21 protein-coding genes are annotated in these 19,666 nt (G+C 73.5%); 13 read left to right on the top strand and 8 right to left on the bottom strand.

What is annotated here, in order from left to right:
- The first annotated feature begins 9 nt into the window (after positions 1 to 9).
- From ACYQ8L_RS01265 to ACYQ8L_RS01205, 13 genes are all read left to right on the top strand, one after another.
- Positions 10 to 1,089 (top strand): 4Fe-4S dicluster domain-containing protein, encoded by a 1,080-nt coding sequence (locus ACYQ8L_RS01265; RefSeq protein WP_459939941.1) that lies wholly within the window; start codon positions 10 to 12, stop codon positions 1,087 to 1,089.
- 99 nt (positions 1,090 to 1,188) lie between these two features.
- Positions 1,189 to 1,449 carry a TIGR04076 family protein gene (locus ACYQ8L_RS01260; RefSeq protein ID WP_459939940.1) on the top strand — a complete coding sequence of 87 codons (261 nt, stop codon included), beginning with the start codon at positions 1,189 to 1,191 and terminating at the stop codon, positions 1,447 to 1,449.
- The gene (locus ACYQ8L_RS01255) at positions 1,446 to 1,925 is read left to right on the top strand and encodes a V4R domain-containing protein (RefSeq protein WP_459939939.1); all 480 of its coding nucleotides are present in this window, start codon (positions 1,446 to 1,448) and stop codon (positions 1,923 to 1,925) included. The genes ACYQ8L_RS01260 and ACYQ8L_RS01255 overlap by 4 nt, the downstream gene beginning before the upstream one ends.
- Entirely contained in the window at positions 1,922 to 3,310 is a 1,389-nt protein-coding gene (locus ACYQ8L_RS01250) for a phenylacetate--CoA ligase family protein (protein ID WP_459939938.1), read from the top strand. The genes ACYQ8L_RS01255 and ACYQ8L_RS01250 overlap by 4 nt, the downstream gene beginning before the upstream one ends.
- A complete protein-coding gene (locus ACYQ8L_RS01245; protein WP_459939937.1) occupies positions 3,307 to 4,920 on the top strand; it encodes a hydantoinase B/oxoprolinase family protein in 1,614 nt (537 codons plus the stop codon). Before ACYQ8L_RS01250 ends, ACYQ8L_RS01245 begins: the two co-directional genes overlap by 4 nt.
- Positions 4,921 to 4,987: 67 nt before the next feature.
- Positions 4,988 to 5,725 carry an ABC transporter ATP-binding protein gene (locus tag ACYQ8L_RS01240; RefSeq protein WP_459939936.1) on the top strand — a complete coding sequence of 246 codons (738 nt, stop codon included), beginning with the start codon at positions 4,988 to 4,990 and terminating at the stop codon, positions 5,723 to 5,725.
- Complete coding sequence (locus ACYQ8L_RS01235) at positions 5,719 to 6,423, top strand: ABC transporter ATP-binding protein (protein ID WP_459939935.1); 705 nt, start codon at positions 5,719 to 5,721, stop codon at positions 6,421 to 6,423. The genes ACYQ8L_RS01240 and ACYQ8L_RS01235 overlap by 7 nt, the downstream gene beginning before the upstream one ends.
- A 109-nt stretch (positions 6,424 to 6,532) precedes the next feature.
- Positions 6,533 to 7,477, top strand: coding sequence for a branched-chain amino acid ABC transporter permease (locus ACYQ8L_RS01230; protein WP_459939934.1), 945 nt, complete (start codon positions 6,533 to 6,535; stop codon positions 7,475 to 7,477).
- A complete protein-coding gene (locus tag ACYQ8L_RS01225) occupies positions 7,474 to 8,403 on the top strand; it encodes a branched-chain amino acid ABC transporter permease (RefSeq protein ID WP_459939933.1) in 930 nt (309 codons plus the stop codon). Before ACYQ8L_RS01230 ends, ACYQ8L_RS01225 begins: the two co-directional genes overlap by 4 nt.
- Positions 8,404 to 8,441: 38 nt before the next feature.
- Positions 8,442 to 9,632 (top strand): ABC transporter substrate-binding protein, encoded by a 1,191-nt coding sequence (locus tag ACYQ8L_RS01220; RefSeq protein WP_459939932.1) that lies wholly within the window; start codon positions 8,442 to 8,444, stop codon positions 9,630 to 9,632.
- A gap of 56 nt (positions 9,633 to 9,688) precedes the next feature.
- Positions 9,689 to 10,054: a VOC family protein gene (locus tag ACYQ8L_RS01215; RefSeq protein ID WP_459939931.1), complete on the top strand. Its 366-nt coding sequence runs from the start codon at positions 9,689 to 9,691 to the stop codon at positions 10,052 to 10,054.
- On the top strand, positions 10,051 to 11,526 hold the full coding sequence (locus tag ACYQ8L_RS01210; protein ID WP_459939930.1) for a class I adenylate-forming enzyme family protein: 1,476 nt from the start codon (positions 10,051 to 10,053) through the stop codon (positions 11,524 to 11,526). The genes ACYQ8L_RS01215 and ACYQ8L_RS01210 overlap by 4 nt, the downstream gene beginning before the upstream one ends.
- Positions 11,523 to 11,981, top strand: coding sequence for a PaaI family thioesterase (locus tag ACYQ8L_RS01205; protein ID WP_459939929.1), 459 nt, complete (start codon positions 11,523 to 11,525; stop codon positions 11,979 to 11,981). The genes ACYQ8L_RS01210 and ACYQ8L_RS01205 overlap by 4 nt, the downstream gene beginning before the upstream one ends.
- Positions 11,982 to 12,183: 202 nt before the next feature.
- On the opposite strand, the gene ACYQ8L_RS01200 is transcribed toward ACYQ8L_RS01205, so the two are convergent.
- Genes ACYQ8L_RS01200 through ACYQ8L_RS01165 form a run of 8 tightly spaced genes read right to left on the bottom strand, consistent with a single transcriptional unit; the run spans position 12,184 to position 19,662 of the window.
- Positions 12,184 to 12,366 (bottom strand): DNA gyrase inhibitor YacG, encoded by a 183-nt coding sequence (locus tag ACYQ8L_RS01200; protein ID WP_459939928.1) that lies wholly within the window; start codon positions 12,364 to 12,366, stop codon positions 12,184 to 12,186.
- Between the two features lie 51 nt (positions 12,367 to 12,417).
- A complete protein-coding gene (locus tag ACYQ8L_RS01195; protein ID WP_459939927.1) occupies positions 12,418 to 13,629 on the bottom strand; it encodes a glycosyltransferase family 4 protein in 1,212 nt (403 codons plus the stop codon).
- Complete coding sequence (locus tag ACYQ8L_RS01190) at positions 13,626 to 14,753, bottom strand: glycosyltransferase family 9 protein (RefSeq protein ID WP_459939926.1); 1,128 nt, start codon at positions 14,751 to 14,753, stop codon at positions 13,626 to 13,628. The genes ACYQ8L_RS01195 and ACYQ8L_RS01190 overlap by 4 nt, the downstream gene beginning before the upstream one ends.
- The gene (locus ACYQ8L_RS01185; RefSeq protein WP_459939925.1) at positions 14,750 to 16,225 is read right to left on the bottom strand and encodes an oligosaccharide flippase family protein; all 1,476 of its coding nucleotides are present in this window, start codon (positions 16,223 to 16,225) and stop codon (positions 14,750 to 14,752) included. The genes ACYQ8L_RS01190 and ACYQ8L_RS01185 overlap by 4 nt, the downstream gene beginning before the upstream one ends.
- Positions 16,222 to 17,202: a glycosyltransferase family 9 protein gene (locus ACYQ8L_RS01180; protein ID WP_459939924.1), complete on the bottom strand. Its 981-nt coding sequence runs from the start codon at positions 17,200 to 17,202 to the stop codon at positions 16,222 to 16,224. Before ACYQ8L_RS01180 ends, ACYQ8L_RS01185 begins: the two co-directional genes overlap by 4 nt.
- Complete coding sequence (locus ACYQ8L_RS01175; RefSeq protein ID WP_459939923.1) at positions 17,199 to 18,335, bottom strand: glycosyltransferase family 4 protein; 1,137 nt, start codon at positions 18,333 to 18,335, stop codon at positions 17,199 to 17,201. The genes ACYQ8L_RS01180 and ACYQ8L_RS01175 overlap by 4 nt, the downstream gene beginning before the upstream one ends.
- Positions 18,332 to 18,988: a PIG-L deacetylase family protein gene (locus tag ACYQ8L_RS01170; RefSeq protein WP_459939922.1), complete on the bottom strand. Its 657-nt coding sequence runs from the start codon at positions 18,986 to 18,988 to the stop codon at positions 18,332 to 18,334. Before ACYQ8L_RS01170 ends, ACYQ8L_RS01175 begins: the two co-directional genes overlap by 4 nt.
- Positions 18,985 to 19,662, bottom strand: a complete 678-nt coding sequence (locus ACYQ8L_RS01165) for a WbqC family protein (protein ID WP_459939921.1) — start codon at positions 19,660 to 19,662, stop codon at positions 18,985 to 18,987. The genes ACYQ8L_RS01170 and ACYQ8L_RS01165 overlap by 4 nt, the downstream gene beginning before the upstream one ends.
- Between the last annotated feature and the right edge of the window lie 4 nt (positions 19,663 to 19,666).

The raw sequence follows: 19,666 nt of genomic DNA, 5'->3' as shown, positions 1-19,666 counted from the left end.
AGAGTAAACATGAGTTTAGCACAGGGAAACAAGGCCCCGGACGATCGGTTCGACGCCTCCCGGATCGCGTTTCACAGCCTTTCGCGGCGGCTCGGCCGGCCGTGGGTGGAGGCCTACATGGAGCAGGCGGCCCAGCGGGCCCGCACCGATCCCGAGGCCCGGAAGGCCCTGGCCGAGCTTGCGGGCGCACGGACCCTGAACTTCCTGGTGGGCCCCTACGGGGAGGGCCGGGAAAACCGGGGCCTTCTGGCCTGGACGGCGCCCCCGGAGCGGCGCTCGAAGCTCGCCCTGCTCCCCTGGCCCTGCGAGGTCCCCGAGGAGAACACCGCGTGGGTCTGCGGGTTGGCCCGACGGTTGGGGGCCCTGGACGCCGGGGTGGCTCCCCTGGAGCGCCGGTGGGTGTACGGCCGGGTCCAGACGAACCCCTATGCCCCCGGCGACCTGGTGACGAAGCCCATCGCCTTTCGGCCCGTGCCGGAACCGGAGGAGACCGAAACGGAGTTCGTGCTGCCCGAGACGGTGCGGTGGGCCGTGGTGGTCTTGGCGCCCATGGACCGGCGGCGGCTGGGGGCGGGCCGGCCCTACGACGCCAGCATCGAGACGAACCTGGGGTACTCCCGCATGGCCGACCTCGCCCTGTCCCTGGCCGAGGCCATCCGGGCCGCCGGGTTCGTGGCCGTGCCCTGCATGAACGACACCGCGCTCTCGGTTCCCCTGGCCGTCGCCGCGGGGCTCGGCCGGGCGGGCCGCCACGGGCTCCTGGCCGCCCGGGGGTGGGGCGCGGCGGTGCGGATCGCCAAGGTGCTGACCGACCTGCCCCTGGCGCCCGCCGAGCCGCCGGAGGACCCGCTCGCGGACCTCTGCCACGACTGCGGCATCTGCGCCAGGGCCTGCCCCGTGGGGGCGATCCCCCAGGGGCCGCCGACCCGGGAGGCTCCCCACCCCTGCAACCGGGCGGGCGACCTCAAATGGCCCGTGGACGGCGAGGCCTGCCTCTCCTACTGGGTGGAGCGGGGCGAAAGCTGCGCCCTGTGCCAGGCCCTGTGCCCGTTACAGGTGTCGGGGGTCGGAGGACAGAGGACGGGGTGAGGAAACGGCCCCGGCGGCCCACCACGCGAGCCGCGCTGGGCCAGAACGGGTTTGGGCCTACAGCCTCCTAGCCTTCTAGCCCCTGAAGGAGCATTCGCCATGGCCGAGAAACGCGTTCGACTGACGGTGGTTTCGTTGGACGGCACCTGCCACAAGGGCCACAAGCCGGGGGACTCCTTCGTGGTGGACTGCTACGACGCCGGCGGGGTGTGCGGGTATCTGTACCACGCCGTGTTCCCGTTCCTGTCGGTGCTCCAGTACGGCGGGTCGTACCCCTGGGCCCCGGACGGCCGCATGCGGCTCCCTTGCCCCGACGCCTACAACCGGCTCGTGGTGGAAACCGAGGTGGTGGACGGGTGACGGCCGGGCTTCCCCTCCGCATCGATCCCGAAGGGGGCCGGCTTTGGGTGGGCGAAAGCCGGTATCTGCTCATCCGGCCCGAGACCCTGGCGCCGGTCGTGGGCACGCCGGACGCGGCGGTGGCCGAACTCCTCCGGGAGGGGGGGCGGGCCGGGGGGCGGCTCGCGGCCGCGGCGGTTCGGGGCCGGGGCCCGGCGGGCCGGGAGGCGGCGGCCCGGATTCTCGCCTTCGGGGCCCGGATCGGCTGGGGCGTGTTCGAGGTGGAGTGGCGCGACGAGGGGGCCCGGGTGACCCTGCGGAACTCCCCCTTCGCCGAGGCCGCCCGGGGGCGGGCGCGGGGTCCGGTGTGCCACCCGGTGTGCGGGGTGCTCGAGGGGATCTGGGAGGTCGCGCTGGGGCGGCGGGCGCGGTTCGTCGAGACCCGGTGTGCGGCCCTGGGGGCGCCGGCCTGCCGGTTTGAGGAGGAGACCTCGTGATCGCGGACCGTTCCACGCTGCGGGCCGACCGGCCGCCCCCGGGCGCCCGGCTCTGGAACGAGCCGGTGGAGAGGCTCGACGGAGAGGCCCTGCGGGACCTCCAGTGGACCCGGCTGCGAAGGCAGGTGGCCTACGCCTACGAGGCCTCGCCGTTCTACCGCCGGTGGCTCGACGGGGCCGGGGTCCGGCCCGAGGACCTGACAAGCTGGGAAGCCTTTCGCGCGGTCCCCGTGCTCACCAAGGACGACCTGCGCCGGGCCCAGGCCGAGAGCCTGGCCGAGCGGGGCGACCCCTTCGGCGGCATCTGCTGCGCCCCCCGGGACCGGGTGGTCCGCGTCAACGCCACCTCGGGCACCACCGGCACGCCCACCCTCTATCTCCTCACGGCCCACGACGTGGCCGTGGTGAACGAGATGCACGCCCGCAAGTACTGGCGGGCCGGGATCCGGCCGGGGCACGTGATGCTCCAGGCCCTGAGCCTTTCCATGTTCACCGGGGGGCTGCCCCTCTCCCAGGGCATCATGCACCTGGGCGCGGCCGTGGTGCCGGTGGGGGTGGACGGGGGGAGCCGCCGGGTGCTGGAGTTCGCCCGGCTCACCCGGCCCGACGCCATCATCGCCACCCCGAGCTTCGGCCTCCACCTGATCGAGCGGTGTCCGGCCCTCCTGGGGTGCGACCTCCGGGACCTGGGTCTCCGCTGGTTTTTCGCCGCGGGGGAACCCGGCGGGTCGGACCCCGCCATCCGCGCGCGCCTGGAAGAGGGGTTCGGGGCCCGGGTGTTCGACCACACCGGCGGCGGCCACGCGTTCCACGCCATCACCTGCGAGACGAACACCGGAATGCACTTCGTCTCCGCCGACCATTGCCTCCTGGAACTCGTGGAGCCCGGCACCCACCGGCCGGTCGAGCCGGCCGACGGCGCCCGGGGCGAGCTCGTGGTCACCTTCCTCGCCTGGGAGGGCACCCCGTTCCTGCGCGCGAGTTTCGGCGACGTGGTGGAACTGCGGACCTCCCCGTGCCCCTGCGGGCGGCCGGGCCCGCGGATCTCCATCCTGGGGCGGGCCGACGACATGCTGATTGTGAAGGGCGTGAACCTGTTTCCCGAGGCCGTGCGGGGGCTCCTGGAGGAGTTCGTGCCGCGGGTGACCGGGCATTTCCGGATCGTGCTTTCGGGCCCGGGGCCCCGGGTGGACCCGCCGCTGCGGCTCCGGGTGGAGCGGGGGGAAGGGGTGGAGGGCGCCGCCCTCGCCCAACTGGAGCGGGAGATCGTGGACGCCATGCGGGACCGGCTCCGGGTGCGGCCCGTGATCGAGTGGGTGGCGCCCGGAGCCCTTCCCCGTCCCACCCACAAGGCCCGGTGGATCGAGCGGGAGGACGCGCCGTGAGCCGAGGGACCGACTCCGCGGAGCTCGCGATCCTCCAGCGCCGGCTCAAGAGCGTGACCCAGGAGATGGGGCTTTCGCTCCTCCACACCGCGCGTTCGCCCATCCTGGCCGAGGCCCGGGACTTCGTCACGGGGCTCTACGACACCGGGGGCCGGATGCTCGAGCAGACCGAGTACATCCCGGTGCTCGCCTTCGCGGTGGAGCCCGCCCTGCGGGACCTCATCCGCACCTTCGGCGACGACGTGCACCCGGGCGACGTGTTCCTCCACAACGACGTCTTTCGGGGCGGGAACCAACTGGCCGACGTATGCGTGTTCCGGCCGATCTCCGCCGGGGGCCGGCTTGTGGCCTGGGCCGCGGCCAAGGGCCACCAGGCCGACATCGGCGGGGCCGTGGGCGGCGGCTATAACCCCGGGGCCACCGAGGTGTGGCAGGAGGGGTTGCGGATCCCCCCGGTTCGGGTGATCCGGGAGGGGCGGCGTCTCAAGGACGTGTGGAACCTCGTCCTCGCCAACGTGCGCTACCCCGTGGTGGCCGAGGACCTGGAGGCGGCCATGGGCGCCTGCGTGGTGGGGGAGAGGGGTCTCGGCCGCATCCTGGGCCGGATGGGGCTCGAGGGGTTCCTGGCGGCGGTGGAGGCCCTGATGGACGCCACCGAGCGGAGGATGCGGGCCGCGATCCGGGAGTTCCCCGACGGCGTGTACGCCGGCGAAGCGCCGGTCTGCGCCGGGATCGAGGAGCGCGGGTTCCCGCTCTGGGTCCGCTGCCAGGTGGAGATCCGGGGGGACGAGCTCGAGATCCGCTACGAGGGGACCTCGCCCCAGACCCCGGGGTTCCTGAACGCCCCGGAGGCTGCGTCGGTGTCGGCCGCCACCCTGACGCTCCTCATGATCCTTGCCCCGGATATCCCCCACAACGGGGGCATGCTCCGGCCGATCCGCCTTCGGATCCCGCCGGGCACGATCCTGGCGGCCCGGCCGCCCGCGGCCACCGGGTTCGGGAACACCCTCACGGGCGCCCACGCCGACGCCCTGTTCCGGGCGTTCTTCCAGGCGCGGCCCGACCGAGTCACGGCCGGGTGGAACCGGATGCTCGCCGTGGTGCTGGCCGGCCGGGACCCCCGGAAGGGCGGGGCGCCCTACGTGGACATCCTGTTCAACGCGCTCAAGGGCGGAAGCGGCGCCATGGAGGGGTGCGACGGGTACGACCACATCGGCCTCATCAACTGCGCCGGGGGGATCCTGGCCCAGGACCCCGAGATGTTCGAGGCCGCGGTGCCCCACCGCCTGGTGCGCCACGAGTACGCCACGGGCACGGCCGGCCGGGGCCGGTGGCGGGGCGGCCGGGGGGTGGTGACCCGGATCCGGTTCGGGGCCGAGGTGGACCGGGTCGTGGTGTTCGGCGACGGCCTCCACGAACCGGCCCGGGCGTTCGGCCTCGCCGGGGGCGGTGCCGGCGCCCGAAACCAGTTGTTCCTCGACCTCCCGGACGGCCGGCGCCTGCGGCCCCGGACCCTCGATCTCCTGGAGCGGGTGCCCGAGGGGACCCTGCTCACCCAGGTGGCCGGGGGCGGGGGCGGGTTCGGGGCGGTTGCGACAAAGAACAAATAATGTTTGAATGGAGCCAATGACCTCCTCGAGCGAATTTTCTACGATCCTCCGTGTCGAGCATCTGACCATGGATTTCGACGGCCTTCGCGCGCTGAACGACTGTTCGTTTTCGGTGAAGGCCGGGGAGATCTATGCCGTCATCGGCCCCAACGGCGCGGGGAAGTCCACCCTGTTCAACGTGGTCTGCGGCCTCTACCGGCCCACCCAGGGCGCGGTGTACTTCCGCGGCCGGAGGGTGGACCGCCTGCCGCCCCACCGCGTGAGCCGGATGGGGCTCGCGCGGAGCTTCCAGAACCTGGAGCTCTTCAAGGGCATGACCGCGGCGGAGAACGTGCTGGTGGGCCTGCACCGGCATCTGGGTTACGGATTCCTCCGGGCCCTGGTTCTGGACCCGGGCGTGAAGGGCAGGGAGAGGGCCGGCAGGGCCAAGGCCTTGGAGCTCCTCAAATTTCTCGGGATCGAGCGCTACGCCGACGCCGCGGTCGAGGACCTGCCGTACGGGGTCCAGAAGAAGGTCGAGGTGGCCCGGGCCCTCGCGGCGGAACCGGTGCTGTTGCTCCTCGACGAACCGGCCGCGGGCCTCAACGACGCCGAGACCGCCGAACTCATGGCCACCGTGCGACGCATCCGGGACGAACGGGGAATCACGGTGCTCCTGGTGGAGCACAACATGCGGTTCGTCATGGGGCTGTCGGACCGGGTGTGCGTCCTGAACTACGGGAGCATCCTGGCCGAGGGCCGACCCGACGACGTCCGGTCCGACCCCCGGGTGGTCGAGGCGTATCTGGGGGAGGCGGCATGCTGAGCCTCCGGGGCGTCACGGTGGGCTACGGGAAAACCCCGGTGCTCCAGGGGGTGAGCCTGGAGGTGCCCCCCGGGGAGGTGGTGGCGCTCCTGGGCGCCAACGGCGCCGGGAAGACCACGATCATGCGCACCGTGATGGGGTTTCTGCGGCCCTGGGAAGGGGAGGTCCGGTTCGAGGGGGACCGGATCGACGGGTTGCGGCCGGCGCGCATCGTCCGAAAGGGCGTGGGGCTCGTGCCCGAAGGCCGCGAGATCTTCGGCCACCTCACCGTGGCCGAGAACCTGGCCATGGGGGCCTACACCCGGCGGGATCCGGCCGGGGTGCGCAGCGACCGGGACCGGGTGCTCGAGCTTTTTCCCGTGCTGGCCGAGCGGCTGGGGCAGCGGGCCGGCACCCTCTCGGGCGGCGAGCAGCAGATGCTCGCCATCGCCCGGGCGCTGATGGCCCGACCCCGGCTGCTGCTGCTGGACGAGCCGAGTCTGGGCCTCGCTCCCCTCCTGGTGCAGGAGATTTTCGAGGTGGTGGGCCGGATCCACCGGGAGGGGACCACCGTGCTCCTGGTGGAGCAAAACGCCCGCATGGCCCTGCAGGTGGCCCAGCACGCTTACGTGCTCGAAACCGGTCGGGTGGTCCGCGAGGGAACGGCCCGGGATCTGCTGGAGGACCCCCGGGTGCGGGAGGCGTATCTGGGGGGATAGAAGCGGCTGGGAAGCTGGGAAGCTAGGAGGCGGGAAGGCGGGGCCCCCTGTCTTCTGTCCTCTGTCCTCTGAACTCTGAAAAGGGGTTTGTGATGACCGTTCAGACAGCGTGTTTCGCCAACGGGTTCCCGCGGCCGACGGGGCGGCCGGCCGCCGCGCCGCCCGGCGGTCGGGCCGACTAGCCGCCATGTTCTGGCAGCTCGTCGCGAGCGGACTCGCCACCGGGTGCGTGTACGCCCTGGTGGCCCTGGGGCTCACCCTGATCTACCGGGCCACCGAGCACGTGAACTTCGCCCAGGGGGAGCTCGCCATGGTCGGGGCGTTCCTGGGGTTCACCCTGCACGCCCACGCCCACCTGCCCGTGTGGGCCGCGGTGGCGGGGGGCGCGCTGCTGGGCGGGCTCGTGGGATGGGTTTGCGAGCTCGCCGTGATCCGGCCGGCCGAGGGGCAGCCCCACTTCAACGTGTTCATCATCACCCTGGGCCTGAGCATCGTGTTGAAGAGCCTGGCCGGCATGGTCTGGAGCCACGACGAGTTTCCGTTTCCGCCGCTCTTCTCGCCCAGGGGGGTGCACCTGGGGCCGGTGGTCGTCACCCCGCTCAACCTCGGCACCGTCGCGGTGGCCCTCGGGATCATGGTGGGGCTCTTTGCCTTCTTCAAGTACACCCGCCACGGGGTGGCCATGCGGGCGGTGTGCGAGAACCCGGAGGCGGCCCAGCTCATGGGGGTCGAGGTGCGCCGGGTGTACGCCGTGGCGTGGATCCTGTCGGCGGGCCTGAGCGCCCTTGCGGGGGCGCTCATCGCCCCGGTCCTCAACCTCTCCACCCACATGGGCGCCGTGGTGATCCCGGCGTTCGCGGCGGCCATCCTCGGGGGCTGGGGGTCGTTCCCCGGAGCCATCGCCGGCGGCATGGCCCTCGGCGTCATCGAGAACCTGGCGGGGGGGTATCTGGCCGGCCAGGTGAAGAACATGGTGCCGTTCCTCGTGGTGCTGGGGGTCCTGGTGGTGCGGCCCCAGGGCCTCCTGGGGGAGCGGGAGGTGCGCAAGGTATGAGGGCGGCGCGACGTCTCCTGCCGTGGGTGGCCGCGGCCGCGGCCCTGTGGGCTGTCAAGGCGAGCCTGGGGCTCTTCGTGGTGAACCTGCTCCTGGTCTACGTCATGGTGGCCGTGGGCCTGAACCTCCTCATGGGGTTCACCGGTCAGATCAGCGCCGGCCACGCCGGGTTCCTGGCGGTGGGGGCGTACGTGGCCGCCCTGATGGGGGTCCACGCGCCGGGCTGGGGGGTCCTGGGGGCGCTCGCCGCCGCCGGCGCCGCCGCGGCCCTCTTGGGCGTGGCCATCGGGCTTCCGGCCCTTCGGCTCTCGGGGTTCTACATCGCCATGGCCACCCTGGCCTTCGGCGTGGTGGTCACCGAGGCGATCCTCCAGATGGACGCCTGGACCGGGGGGGCCGACGGCATGTACGTGCTCGCGCCGACGCTTTTTGGCCGGGAGATCGGTTCCGACGGCCAGAAGTTCTGGCTCGCCCTCGCCGTCACCGCGCTCGGGGTGTGGGGCGCCGCGAACCTCGCCCGCTCCAAGGTGGGCCGGGCGTTCCTGGCCCTCAAGGAGAGCGAGGTGGCCACCGAGACGCTGGGGATCTCGACCGCTGCCTACCGCACCCTGGCCTTCGCCGTGAGCGCCTTCTACACCGGGGTGGCCGGGGGGCTTTTCGCCTACGTGGTGTCGTACATCTCGCCCGACGCCTTCTCCATCGAACTCTCGATCGACTTCGTGGCCATGGTGATCCTCGGGGGCATGGGCTCGATCGGCGGCTCGATCCTCGGGGCGGTGGTGCTCACGGTGCTCAACCAGTACCTGGCGGTTTTGCAGGACTTCCGGGCCCTCATCTTCGGGCTCGCGGTGGTGGTGTGCATGATCGCGATGCCGGGGGGCATCGCCGGTGCGGCAAGGGCGGCCCTGGAGCGGTTCCGGGGCTGAGGTTCCATCCCACCAGGGGCGGGAAAAGGAGGTTCACCATGAGGAAGACGGCGTGGTGGTTGGCGACGGTGGCCGCGATCGGGATGACCGCGGCGACGGCAGGGGCCGAGGTCGGGGTCACGGACGACACCATCCTGATCGGCACGTCCCAGTCGTTCTCGGGGCCGCTGGTCTTTCCGGGCACCGAGGAGATCGCCGGCATCGAGGCCTACCTGGAGTACGTGAACGAGAAGGGGGGCATCCACGGCCGGAAGATCCAGTGGAAGTGGTACGACGACGCCTACAAGCCCCAGGACGCGGTGGCGAACATGAAGCGCCTGGTGGAGCAGGACGGGGTGTTCTGTGTGCTCATCAACCAGGGCACCTCGCCGGTGATGGCCGTGGTGCCCTACCTGGAGCAGAAGAAGGTGCCGCTCCTCTTCCCGTTTCAGGGGAGTTCCAAGCTCCACGGCAAGAAATATGTTTTCACCTCGTTCACCTACTACGACATCCAGACCCAGATCGTGGCCCGCTGGCTCACGGAGAAGAAGGGGTTCAAGCGGATCGGCATCATCTACCAGGACGACGCCTACGGGAAGTTCTTCCTGGACACCCTGGCGGCGGAACTCAAGGCCAAGGGCCTCGAGGTGGCGGCCGCCGAGTCCGTGAAGCGCGGGGCCACCGACGTGGCGCCCCAGGTGGCGAAGATCGCCCAGGCCGACCTGGACGCCTGCCTCCTGGCCCTGGTGCCGGGCCCGGGGGCCCAGGTGCTCAAGGAGGCCGCCAAGATCGGGCTCAAGAAGACGAAGCTCATCTCCTCGGGCCCCCTGACCGACGAGAAGTTCCTCGTGCTCTCGGGCGGCGTGGGCGAGGGGGTGTGGGGCCTGTCGCTCTGGCCCGACCCGGTGCGGGACGAAAGCCCGGCCATGAAGGAGTACCGGGAGATCCTGGCGAAATACCGGCCCGGCCACGAGCCCAACCGGTACAACCTCTACGGGTACTTCTACACGAAGCTGTTCTGTGAGGGGCTCCAGCGGGCCGGCCGGGACCTGACCCGGGAGAAGCTGATCGAGGCCCTGGAGTCCATCCGGAACTGGGAGAACGGCATCATCCGGCCGGTGAGCTTCGGGCCCGACGACCACCTGGCCCAGGACGAGGGGTTCATGGTGGAGGTCCAGGGCGGCCGGTTCGTGCCCATCAGCGGCTGGCTCGGCATCCGGGACGGCCAACTCGTGGAGACGCCCCTCTGAGCCCGGGAAGCCATGGAACCCGGGCGGGGGCGTCGGCCCCCGCCCGGTTCGACCACGTGGGGTTCGTGGTGGCCGACCTGGAGGCCGCGGCCGAGGCGTTCGACCGGCTCCTGGGCCCCAGCGAGGCGCGGGAGATTCCCGACGTGGGGCTCCGGGCCCGGGTGTACCTCGGGGGAACGGTGGAGGTGCTCTCGTTCCGGGGCGACGTGCCCGGCATCGACCCCCGGGTGACCCGCCCGTGCCCCGGGCTCCACCACCTGGCCGTCCGGGTGCCGGATCTGGACCGCGCGGCCGCGAGGTTCGCGGCCACGGGGCTTCGGATGCTCCGGGGGTTTCCCCGCCCCGGGCTCCACGGGCGGATCGCGTTCCTCGACGATCCGGCGAGCGGACGGCTCCTGGAACTCGTGGAGGCCGGCGGATGAGCCGGCGGGGGGCGAGGGCCCTGGCCCGGGCCATGGCCCCGGACCGGTGGGTCGCCACCTGGGCCGCCCGAAGACCCGGGGGGGAGGCCCTGCGGTTCGGCGAGAGGGTCTGGACCTGGGCCGACCTCGAGGCCGAGGTGGAGGCGACCGCCCGGTGGCTTCGGGCGGCGGGCGTGGGGCCGGGGGACCGGGTGGCCTGCTTCCACCGGAACCACCCCCACGTGGTGTTCCTGTTCCTGGGGGCGAGCCGGGTGGGGGCCGTGTTCAACCCCTGGAACGCCAGGCTCGCCCCGGGGGAGACCCAGCACCGGTTCGAGGACGCCCAACCGCGCCTGCTCCTGGTGGAGCCCGAGCTTCGCGACCGGGTGGCCCGGGACGTGTTGACCTCGGGCCGGGCCGTGGGGTTTCGGGAGGGGGCCGGGGAGGGCGGAGGAGGGGCCGGGGGCCCGCGCTCGCCCGACTCGCCCCAGGCGCTCCTCTACACCTCGGGCACGACGGGCCGGCCCAAGGGGGCCCTGCTTCCCATGCGAAAGGGGTTTTTCAACGCGCTGAACGCCCAGGAGTTCCTGGGTCTGGGGCCCGGCGACCGGATGCTCGTGATGCTCCCGCTGTTCCACTCCGGCGCCCTGTTCATCCAGGTGGTGCCGGCCCTCTACGCCGGGGCGAGCGTCGCCCTGTTCCCCCGGTTCGATGCCGAGGCCGTGGTGGCGGCCCTACGGGAGGGGGGCGTCACCCACTTCCTGGCCGTGCCCACGGTGCTCCGCCGGGTCGTCGAGGCGGGCGGCCCGGAGTGCCTCTCGGGCCTTCGGGCGTGCGGGGTGGGGGGAGAGCCCGTGCCGCCGGAGCTCATCGGCGTCTGCCTGGAGGCCGGGGTGGAGGTCCGCCAGCTCTACGGCCAAACCGAGACCTCCATCGTGCTTTGGGCCTCGGCCGAGGACCTCCGGCAACGCCCCGGCACCCTCGGCCGGCCGGTGCGTCATGCCGAGGTGGCCCTGGGGCGGGGGGGCGAGATCCGGGTGCGGGGTCCCACCGTGTTCCTGGAGTACTGGGGGGATCCGGATCTCACCCGGGAGGCCCTGCGGGGCGGGTGGTTTCACACCGGGGACCTCGCCCGGGTGGACGACGCCGGCTACTGGCACCTCGCCGGCCGCGCCAAGGAGATGTACATCTCCGGGGGCGAGAACGTGTACCCGGCCGAGGTGGAGGCCGTTCTTCGGAGCCACCCGGCCGTGGCCGACGCGGCGGTCGTCGGGGTGCCCGACCCGGTGTGGGGCGAGGCCGGCCGGGCCTTTGTGGAGCTTCGGCCCGGCGCCTCGGTCACCGGCGAGGACCTGCTGGCCTGGTGCGCCAACCGTCTCGCCCGGTTCAAATGCCCCCGGGAGATCGTGTTCCTCGACGCGCTGCCGCGCACGGAACTGGGAAAAATCCGAAAGGAGGCCCTGCAGGCCTTCGGAAAGGCGACATCCCCATGACCCGACCCGATCCCGACCCCCAGGCCGCGTGCCGGGCGATCGCCCGGGCCAGTCGGTCCGAGCCCTACGCCCGGCACATGGGTCTTCGGCTCCTCGACGTGGAACCCGGATCCTGCCGGGTGGAGATGACCCCCACGCCGGACATGACGAACCTTTTCGGCACGGTGCACGGGGGCGCGCTCTTCAGCCTCTTGGACGAGGCGTTCCAAATCGCCTGCAACTCCCACGGCGTCACGGCCTTCGCCCTCAACCTGTCGGTGACCTACGTGAACGCCGCCCGGCCCGGGGAGCGCCTGGTGGCCGAGGCCCGGGAGGTGGCCCTCACCCGCCGGACCGCCACGTACCACATCCGGGTGGTGCGAGAGGACGGCGAGGTGGTGGCCGCGGCCCAGGCCCTGGCCTACCGCAAGGGCACGCCGGTGCCGTTCCTGGAAGAGGAGGGGAAGGGGGACTAGCTTCTCCGGGCCGGGGCGTGAGGGTCTCGTCCTTTCGCCTCCGACCGCGGGGCCCCGGCCCCGGGCCGCAGGCAAGCGGGTCGGTCCTTCTCCCCCTCCCCCTGTCCCCCTCCCGCCAAGGGAGGGGGGACCGCGTGCGGTCTGTCTCCCTCTCCCCCCTCGGGGGGAGAGGGCCGGGGTGAGGGGCCCAACCCCGGGGCCCTCAGTGGACGGGGTCCTCCGGGTCCGGGGCGAGGTCGGAGTCGTCCTCCTCGGCCTCGATCCGGTACTCCTCCCGGAGCCAGCGGCCGAGATCCACGGCCCGGCACCGTTCCGAGCAGAACGGCCGGAAGGGGTTCCCCTCCCAGGGGGTCGGGGCTTTGCAGGTGGGGCAGCGTACGGTCATGGCGGCGAAGAATACCGAACCACCCCGGGCGGAGAAAAGGGGCCGTAGTCGCTACCCCCTCCCCCTGTCCCCCTCCCACCAGGGGAGGGGGGACCGCTCTTGGCCGGCGGGGAGCGCCTGTCTCCTGTCTCCCTCTCCCCCCTTGGGGGAGAGGGCCGGGGTGAGGGCCTCCCGGAACACCTCCTCCATCGCCCGGACGTGGGCCTCCAGGGAAAAGAGCCGTTCGGCCCGGGCCCGGCCGGCCCGGCCCAGGGCCGCCGCCTCGGCGGGATTCCTGAGGAGGTTCACGAGCGCCTTCGCCAGGGCCGCCGGATCGCCCGGCGGAACGAGCAACCCGGTCTCCCCGTCGGCCACCACCTCCGAAAGCCCCGCCACCCGGCTCGCCACCACGGGCACCCCGCAGGCCATGGCCTCGGCCGCCACCCGGCCGAACCCCTCTCCCGGCTCCCGGGTGGGCGCCACCAGGGCCGTGAGCCGGGGGTAGAGGCCCTCGGGCCGGGCGGTCGGGGGCGCGAACTCAACCCGCTCCCCCAGGGGCCCGGCCAGGGTGCGGAGTCGTTCCGTGTATTCCCCCGAGCCCGACCCCACCACCAGGAACCGGACGCCGGGCACCCGCCCCGCCACGATCCGCGCGGCGTCCAGGAACACGTCCACCCCCTTGAGCGGGATCCACTGCCCGAGAAATCCCACGAGCGGTGGGGCCTCGGGCGGCCCCGCCGGCCGGAAGCGTTCGAGGTCCAGGCCGTTGTAGACCACGGCGACCCGGTTGCGGACGGCCGGGGGAAACCGCTCCAGCACGCCGCGGCTCGTCGCCACGATCCGGTCCACGACCCGGGGCAAAAAGCGGTCGAACAGGGGATCGGGCTCCCGAACCCGCACGTGCCACGCGGCGCGGGCCCCGGTGCGCCGGCACGCCAGGGCCGCGGCGAAGGCGCTGAGCGGCCGGTCGGCGTGCACCACACTCGCCCCGGTCCGCCGGATCTCCCGCCGCAGGAACGAGATCCGGCGGGCGAGCCCCCTGGGGCCCCGGGAGCCGGGCCCCAGGGGGCCCGAGATCCAGGGAACTCCGTGGGCGTCGAGGGCCGAGGAAAGGGTCCCCAGCCCCGGCAGCGCGACCAAAGGGCGGTGGCCCCGGGCCTTTAGCCCCGCCACGAGCCCCAGGAGGCTCTGCTGCCCCCCCAGGTCGGCCCGGCTCTGGTCGCTCAGGTGAAGGGAGAGAATGGGCGGGGCCGGTCGCCGGTTCGGCGCGGAGTTCGCGGTCATCGCTCGGCCCCCTCGAGTTGGTGCCGAAGGGCTCCCAAGGGGCCCGGATCGGCGCCGAGGATCTCCAGGGCCGAGGCCAGAACCTCGTCCTCCCCGATGGCCGCCAGACACCGGTGGTCGGCGCAGGCGCCCCGCCCGCAGGGCCGGCAGGGCACCGGGGGGCAGAGCACCCGGTTCTCGGCCCCCAGGGGCCAGAACCGCACCGGATCCGTTGGGCCGAGGAGGGACACCGTGGGAACGCCCAGGGCCGCGGCCAGGTGCAGGGGGCCGGTGTTGTTGGAGATCACGAGGTCCATGAGGCCCATGGCGTCGACGAGCCGGGAGGGGTCGAGGTCGCAGACGGGGGCACCCGTGGCACCGGCCGCCGTCCGGACCAGGTCCCGCTCCCCGGGCGCCCCGAAGGCGAACACCCGCGCGTTGGCCCGGCGGGCCAGTTCGTCGGCCACCCGGCCGAACCGCTCGGCCGGCCAGCGCTGGCTGGGGTAGGTGCCGCCGGGTACCAGGGCGACCCGGGGCCGGGCCCGGTCCGCCGGCCCGAGGCCGAGGTGCCGTTCGGCCCCTTCCCGGTCCGCCGGGCGGGGGAACAGGCGGGGGAGTCCCACGGGCACTCCGGGGCAGAGGTGGTCGGCCGCCCGGGCCACGATCCGCCAGAAGTGCTCGGGGGTGCGGGCCGAGCCGAACCGGGTGCCGAAGATCCGGCCCCGGCCCCGGGTCGTGAACCCGGCCGCGGGCCACCCGAGGGCTCGGGCGATCCGCACGCCCTGGAGGTCCTCGTCGGCCGTGAGGTCCACGAAGGCGCTGCCGGCGGGGAGAGCCTCCCGCAACCGCCGGGCCACGTCCTCGGGGGGGGCGTCGGCCGAAACCCGGAGGACGCGATCCGGACCCGGGATCCGCCCGGCCAGGGCCGCGAGGCCCGGCCGGCACAGAAGCGCCACCGGCCGCCCCGCCGCGGCCAGGGCCAGGACCTCGATCGTGGGCGAGGCCAGCACGAGATCGCCCAGGCGGTGGGGAAAAAAGACGGCGAGGCCCGCCGCCTCGGCGAGTCGCACCGGCCCGAGGCACGGTCCCCGGACGGCGGCCCGGGCCCGGACCCAGTGGTAGAGGGGCGCGAGGCGGCGGATCACGGGGCCGCCTCCGGCGCCCGGACGCGGGAGCCGATGGGAACCCGCTCGAGGACGGAGGGGGCGAACAACAGGGTGGCCGCGAAAGCCAGGCGCAGGGCCGCGGCCCCCCGCCCCTCCGGGGCGGGAAGGAAGGACCCCATCGCCCAGACCACCGCCGCCGCCAGGAAGGCGCGGGCCACCGGGGCGCCGAGGGCGGCCCAGGGGATCCGGGGCCCGTAGATTCGCCGGAGCCCGGCCCACAGGAACCCGGCCTGCGACGCGCCGAGGGCCGTTACCGTCGCGGCCAGGGCTCCCGGAAGCCCGAACCGGGGCACCAGGAGGACCGAGCCCAGGGCGTTGGCCCCGGCGGCCAGAACCCCGGCGCGAAGCTCCAGGCGGGGCACCTCGGAGCCCCGGAGCACCGCGCGCACCGGGGAGGTGAGGGCCGAGGCCAAGGGAAACGCGGCCAGGGCCGAGAGCACGGCGGCGGAGGCCGGGTCCCAGGCGCCGGGCCCCATCCAGAGCGTGAGGAGGGCGGCGGGTTCGAGGAGGAACAGGAGCCCCAGGGGGAGGCCCAGGGGCACCGTGAGGCGCCAGGCCTCCTCCAGTACCCCGGCCGCACGACCTGCGTGCCGGGCTGCCGCCGCCACGGCCGGCATGGCCAGGAACCAGGGAAGCCACGCCGCCTGGAGCGGGATCTTGGCCCCCACCTCGTAGTGCCCCACGGCCGCGAGCCCCACGAAGGCCCCCAGGAGGAGTTTGTCCACCTGGCCGTTCACGAGGTCGGCCAGCGCGGTGCCCTGGAGCCGGAGACCGTAGCTCACAAGGGGCTTGAGGTCGGAAAGCCTAACCCACTGTGGCGCCAGCCTTACCGATGGTACGTGCTTCCGGCACAGGGCGCCGTAGGCGACGGCGCAGAACCCGGCCTGGATGAGCGCCTCGGCCACGAGTCCCTCGAGCCCCCAGCCGTTTCGGAGCACCCAGACCGTGAGCCCCGCGTGGAGCGCGGCGGAGGCCATCACGACCCGGGCGGCGGCCTCGTGGCGCTCGGCCGCGAGCAGAAGTCCGCGCCATCCGGCCGTGGCCTGGCGGACGGCGAGCACCAGGACCACCCCGCGAAACACCCGGACGGCCAGGGGGAGGTCGGCCGGGCCGACCCCGAGGAGGGGGAGGAGGACTGGGGCGGCCACCCAGGCCGCGGGAACCACGGCCCCGAGGAACGCGAGGTAGAAGAGGGTGCCGCTCGAGAGGGCCGCCCGGGCCCGGTCGGGCCGCCCGGCCCCCAGGTGGCGGCCCAGTTCCCGCACGTACGCGAAGGACACGCCGAGATCCAGGAACCCCGCGTAGTTCACGGCCACGGCCACGAGCGACCACAGCCCGAACCGCTCCGGCCCCAGTATGCCCACCACGTAGGGGGTGAGGCCGAACCCGACTCCGGCCGACACGAGCCGGGCCCCGACGGTCCAAAGCCCCCTTCGGGCGAGCCCGCTCATCCCACGGCCCTCCGGGGCCTGAGGAGATCGAGGGCCGCGGCCTCCACCTCCTCCACCGAAAGGGCGATGAGGCACCGGCGGTCGGCGCAGCTCCGGCGGGGCGGGTAACAGGGCCGGCAGGCAAGCGGCCGGGAGAGCACCCGGTGCCCGTCCCCCCAGGGGCCGAACCGGGCCTCGTGGGTCGGGCCGAAAAGCGCCACCGTGGGCGTTCCCACGGCCGCGGCGAGGTGCATGGGGCCCGAGTCGTTGGTGACCAGGAGGTCGAGGCGGGCAAGGAGCGCCGCGGCCACCCGGATCGGCACCGGGGGGATCACGGGCCCCTCGGCGAGGGCCGCCACCTGGTTCTCCTCGCCGGGGCCGGCGAGCCAGGCCACGGAGCAACCCTGGGCCCCGAGGCGCCGGGCGAGTTCCCGGAACCGCTCCCCCGGCCACCGCTTGAAGGCGAGGCCCGCCCCGCATCCGGCCTGGAGGGCCACCCGGGGGCCGGGGCCCCAGTGCCGGTGAAGAAGCCTCTCCGCCCGGGCCCTCTCGTCCTCCGTGATCCAGACCTCCGGATCGGGGACCTTCCGGGCCGGGGCGAAGGGGGCCACGATCCGCAGGTTCGCCGGCACCTCGTGGATCCGGAAGTCCGGCGCCACCGGGTGGGTGAACCCCGGACCCTCCCCGGCCGTGGCCCGGGCCCCCGCGAGCCGGGCGATCCACCGGGCCTTGGCCGGGTTGTGCCCCGTGGCCACGAACAAAAGATCCGGCCGGGGGCGCCGGAGCCAGGGGACCAGGCGCGGGAGGTCCCGCCCGCTCCGGTAGCGGAAGGCCCGGCCGGCGAAGGGGGCGCGCTCCACCACGGACCAGGCGGCTTCCGAGGCCACCACCGCGTCGATCCGGGCCCCCGGGTGGGCCCGGGCCAGGGCCTTTAGGGCCGGGGTCAGGAGCACCATGTTCCCGATGCCTCCGAGCATCACCGCGACGATCCGGGTCACGGCCGGTCCTCCCGGAGCGCAAGCCGCCGCCGGGCCGCCACCTCCAGGGCCGAAACCAGCCCGGCCACGCCGAGGACCTGGACGAGCAGCACCGCCGCCGGCCCCCCCTCGGCCCGGGGCAGGGCCACGGCCGCGAGCCCCACGGTGGCCGCAAAGGCGTGGATGAACACCACGGTCGCCGTGCGGCTTCCGAACACCGCGGCCAGGCGGTGGTGGATGTGGTCGGTGCCGGTGTAGGCCAGAAGCTCCCCCAGGGTCGAGACCTTCCCCGAGGCGAACCGCTCCACGCTGGTGTAGGCCAGGTCGAACAGCGGCACGAAAAACACGAGCACCGGGACGCAGGCCGACACGAGGGGGCGGGCCGGGGACCAGTCGCCCACGATGGCCAGGGCCCCCAGGGTGAACCCGAGGAACGTGGACCCCGAGTCCCCCAGGAAAATGAGGGCCGGCCGGCCGGGCCGCCAGTTGGCCGGCAGGAACCCCAGGGCGGCGCCGGCCAGGGCCGCCGCCGCGACCCCGAGGTCGGGGGTGCCGGTGCGCCAGGCGAGCACCCCGAGGACCCCGGCCGCGATGACGCCCAGGCCTCCGGCCAGGCCGTCCATCCCGTCCAGGAAGTTGAAGGCGTTCGTGACCGCGAGCATCCACAGGAACGTGAGGGGCACGTCCACGAGCCACCACCACGCGGCCGCCTGGGGCGGCACGAGCTTCACCACCACCCCGGCCTGGACCAGGATGCCCACGGCCACGGCCTGCACGAGGAGCCGGAGGCCTGCGGGAAGCCCCCGGGCGTCGTCGGCCGCGCCCAGGGCGAAGATGACCGCCGCCGCGAGCACCACCCCCCTCACGGCCGGGGCGAATCCCCCGCCGGCCCAGAGGGCGGCGAGGAAGGCGAGGAACACGGCGACTCCCCCCAGCCGGGGGGTGGGCGTGCGGTGGATCCGGCGGGGCCCGGGTTCGTCCACGGCGCCCATGCCCCGGGCGAGGCGGCCCGCCAGCGGAATGAGGAGCCGCCCGAGCCCCCCGGCCAGGACCAGGGCGGCGAGCCACCCCGGCGCCCCCGCGGCCCGGAGCACCAGTCCCACCCCCGCAACCCCGGCCCCCCAGGCGAGCGCGCTGCGATCCTCGGCCCTCATGCCGCCACCTCCTGGAGCGCGGGCTCGGTTCCGTCGAGCACGTTGATGAAGAGCCGCAGGCACACGAACCCCTCGGCGTAGCGCACCCGGCCCTGGACCCCCCGGAAATGGGCCGAGGACCGGGCGACCTCGAGGATGCTCACCCCCTCGCAGTTCGTGCGCATCACCTGGGAGGCGTGGCACTCGAGCAGCCGCAGCTTCTCGGCGAACACCGGCTCGATGTCCACGAACACGGTGGGGTTGAAGTCCCGGGTGGTGGGCACCTCATAGAACAGGACGTTTCGGATGTACCGGGTGGCCGACAGCGTGGCCTCGGCCAGCGTGCGGTGATCCTGGTGGGTGTCCTCGAAGTAGTTCACGAAGATGAAGTCGGGCCGCACCCGCTTGAGGGCCCCCTCGATCTTCTGGATCACCTCGTTGTACGCAAGGGGCAGTTCCGTGTCGGCATACCCGCCCCACAGGAGTTCCCGGGCCCCGAGGGCCCGGGCCGCGGCCTCCTGCTCGGCCCGCCGGGTGCCGGCGTCGCCGCCCCGGTCGCCGCCCGTGAGAACCATGAGGTAGACGTCGTGCCCCCCCCGGGCGTATTTGGCCAGGGTTCCCCCGCAGCCGATCTCGATGTCGTCGGGGTGGGCCCCGATGGCGAGGATCCTCATGCCGCGCTCCTTTCCGGGGTTTCGAGCCCGCGCTGGAACAAGAGGTCGATGGCCGAGAGCCCCGGGATGGGCTCGCCCTGGACCTGGGGGTACACGGGGGGGGTGAAGGCCTGGAACTCCACCCGCACCCCGGCGGCCTCGTACCGCCCCGGGTCCATGTAGTTCCGGCCCCCGGCGCCGGCCAGATAGGTGTGGGCCCCCACGGCCTCGCAGATCGCCAGGATCCGGTGGTCCGCGCCGGTGGGCAGGGGGCCCAGGTCCGAGGCCACCCGGGTCGGGGTGGCGATGTCCAGGGCCCGGGCCATGGCGCGGGTCACGGCCACGTTGAGCTCCCACAGGTGGGACCAGGGCCGGCGCAGCAGCGGTTCGAGCCATCCCATGACCTCGGGGTACCCCGGGCAGCGCTTGTAGTTCGCCTCGAGGGTGCGCAGGTGCCGTTCGGCCCAGCCCCGGGAGGTGTCGATGCGCACGTCCCGGATCAGCGGGCGGCCCCCCCCGTGGACCGGCACCGTGAGCCACTGCCACCCCTGCCAGGTGCGGATCCGGTTCCGGTTCTGCCACTCCCGGGGCACGAACTGGACGTTGTCGAGGAACACGAAGAGGTCGGCCCGGGCCATCTTGTCGAACAACCCCGGCCAGGGTAGGTACTGGGGCTGGTGCACGGCGACGATCATGGAA

This window comes from Deferrisoma palaeochoriense (genome assembly GCF_054656955.1).
The sequence above is the reverse complement of the archived record's forward strand: the minus strand, read 5'-3'. Positions and strand labels throughout refer to the sequence as shown.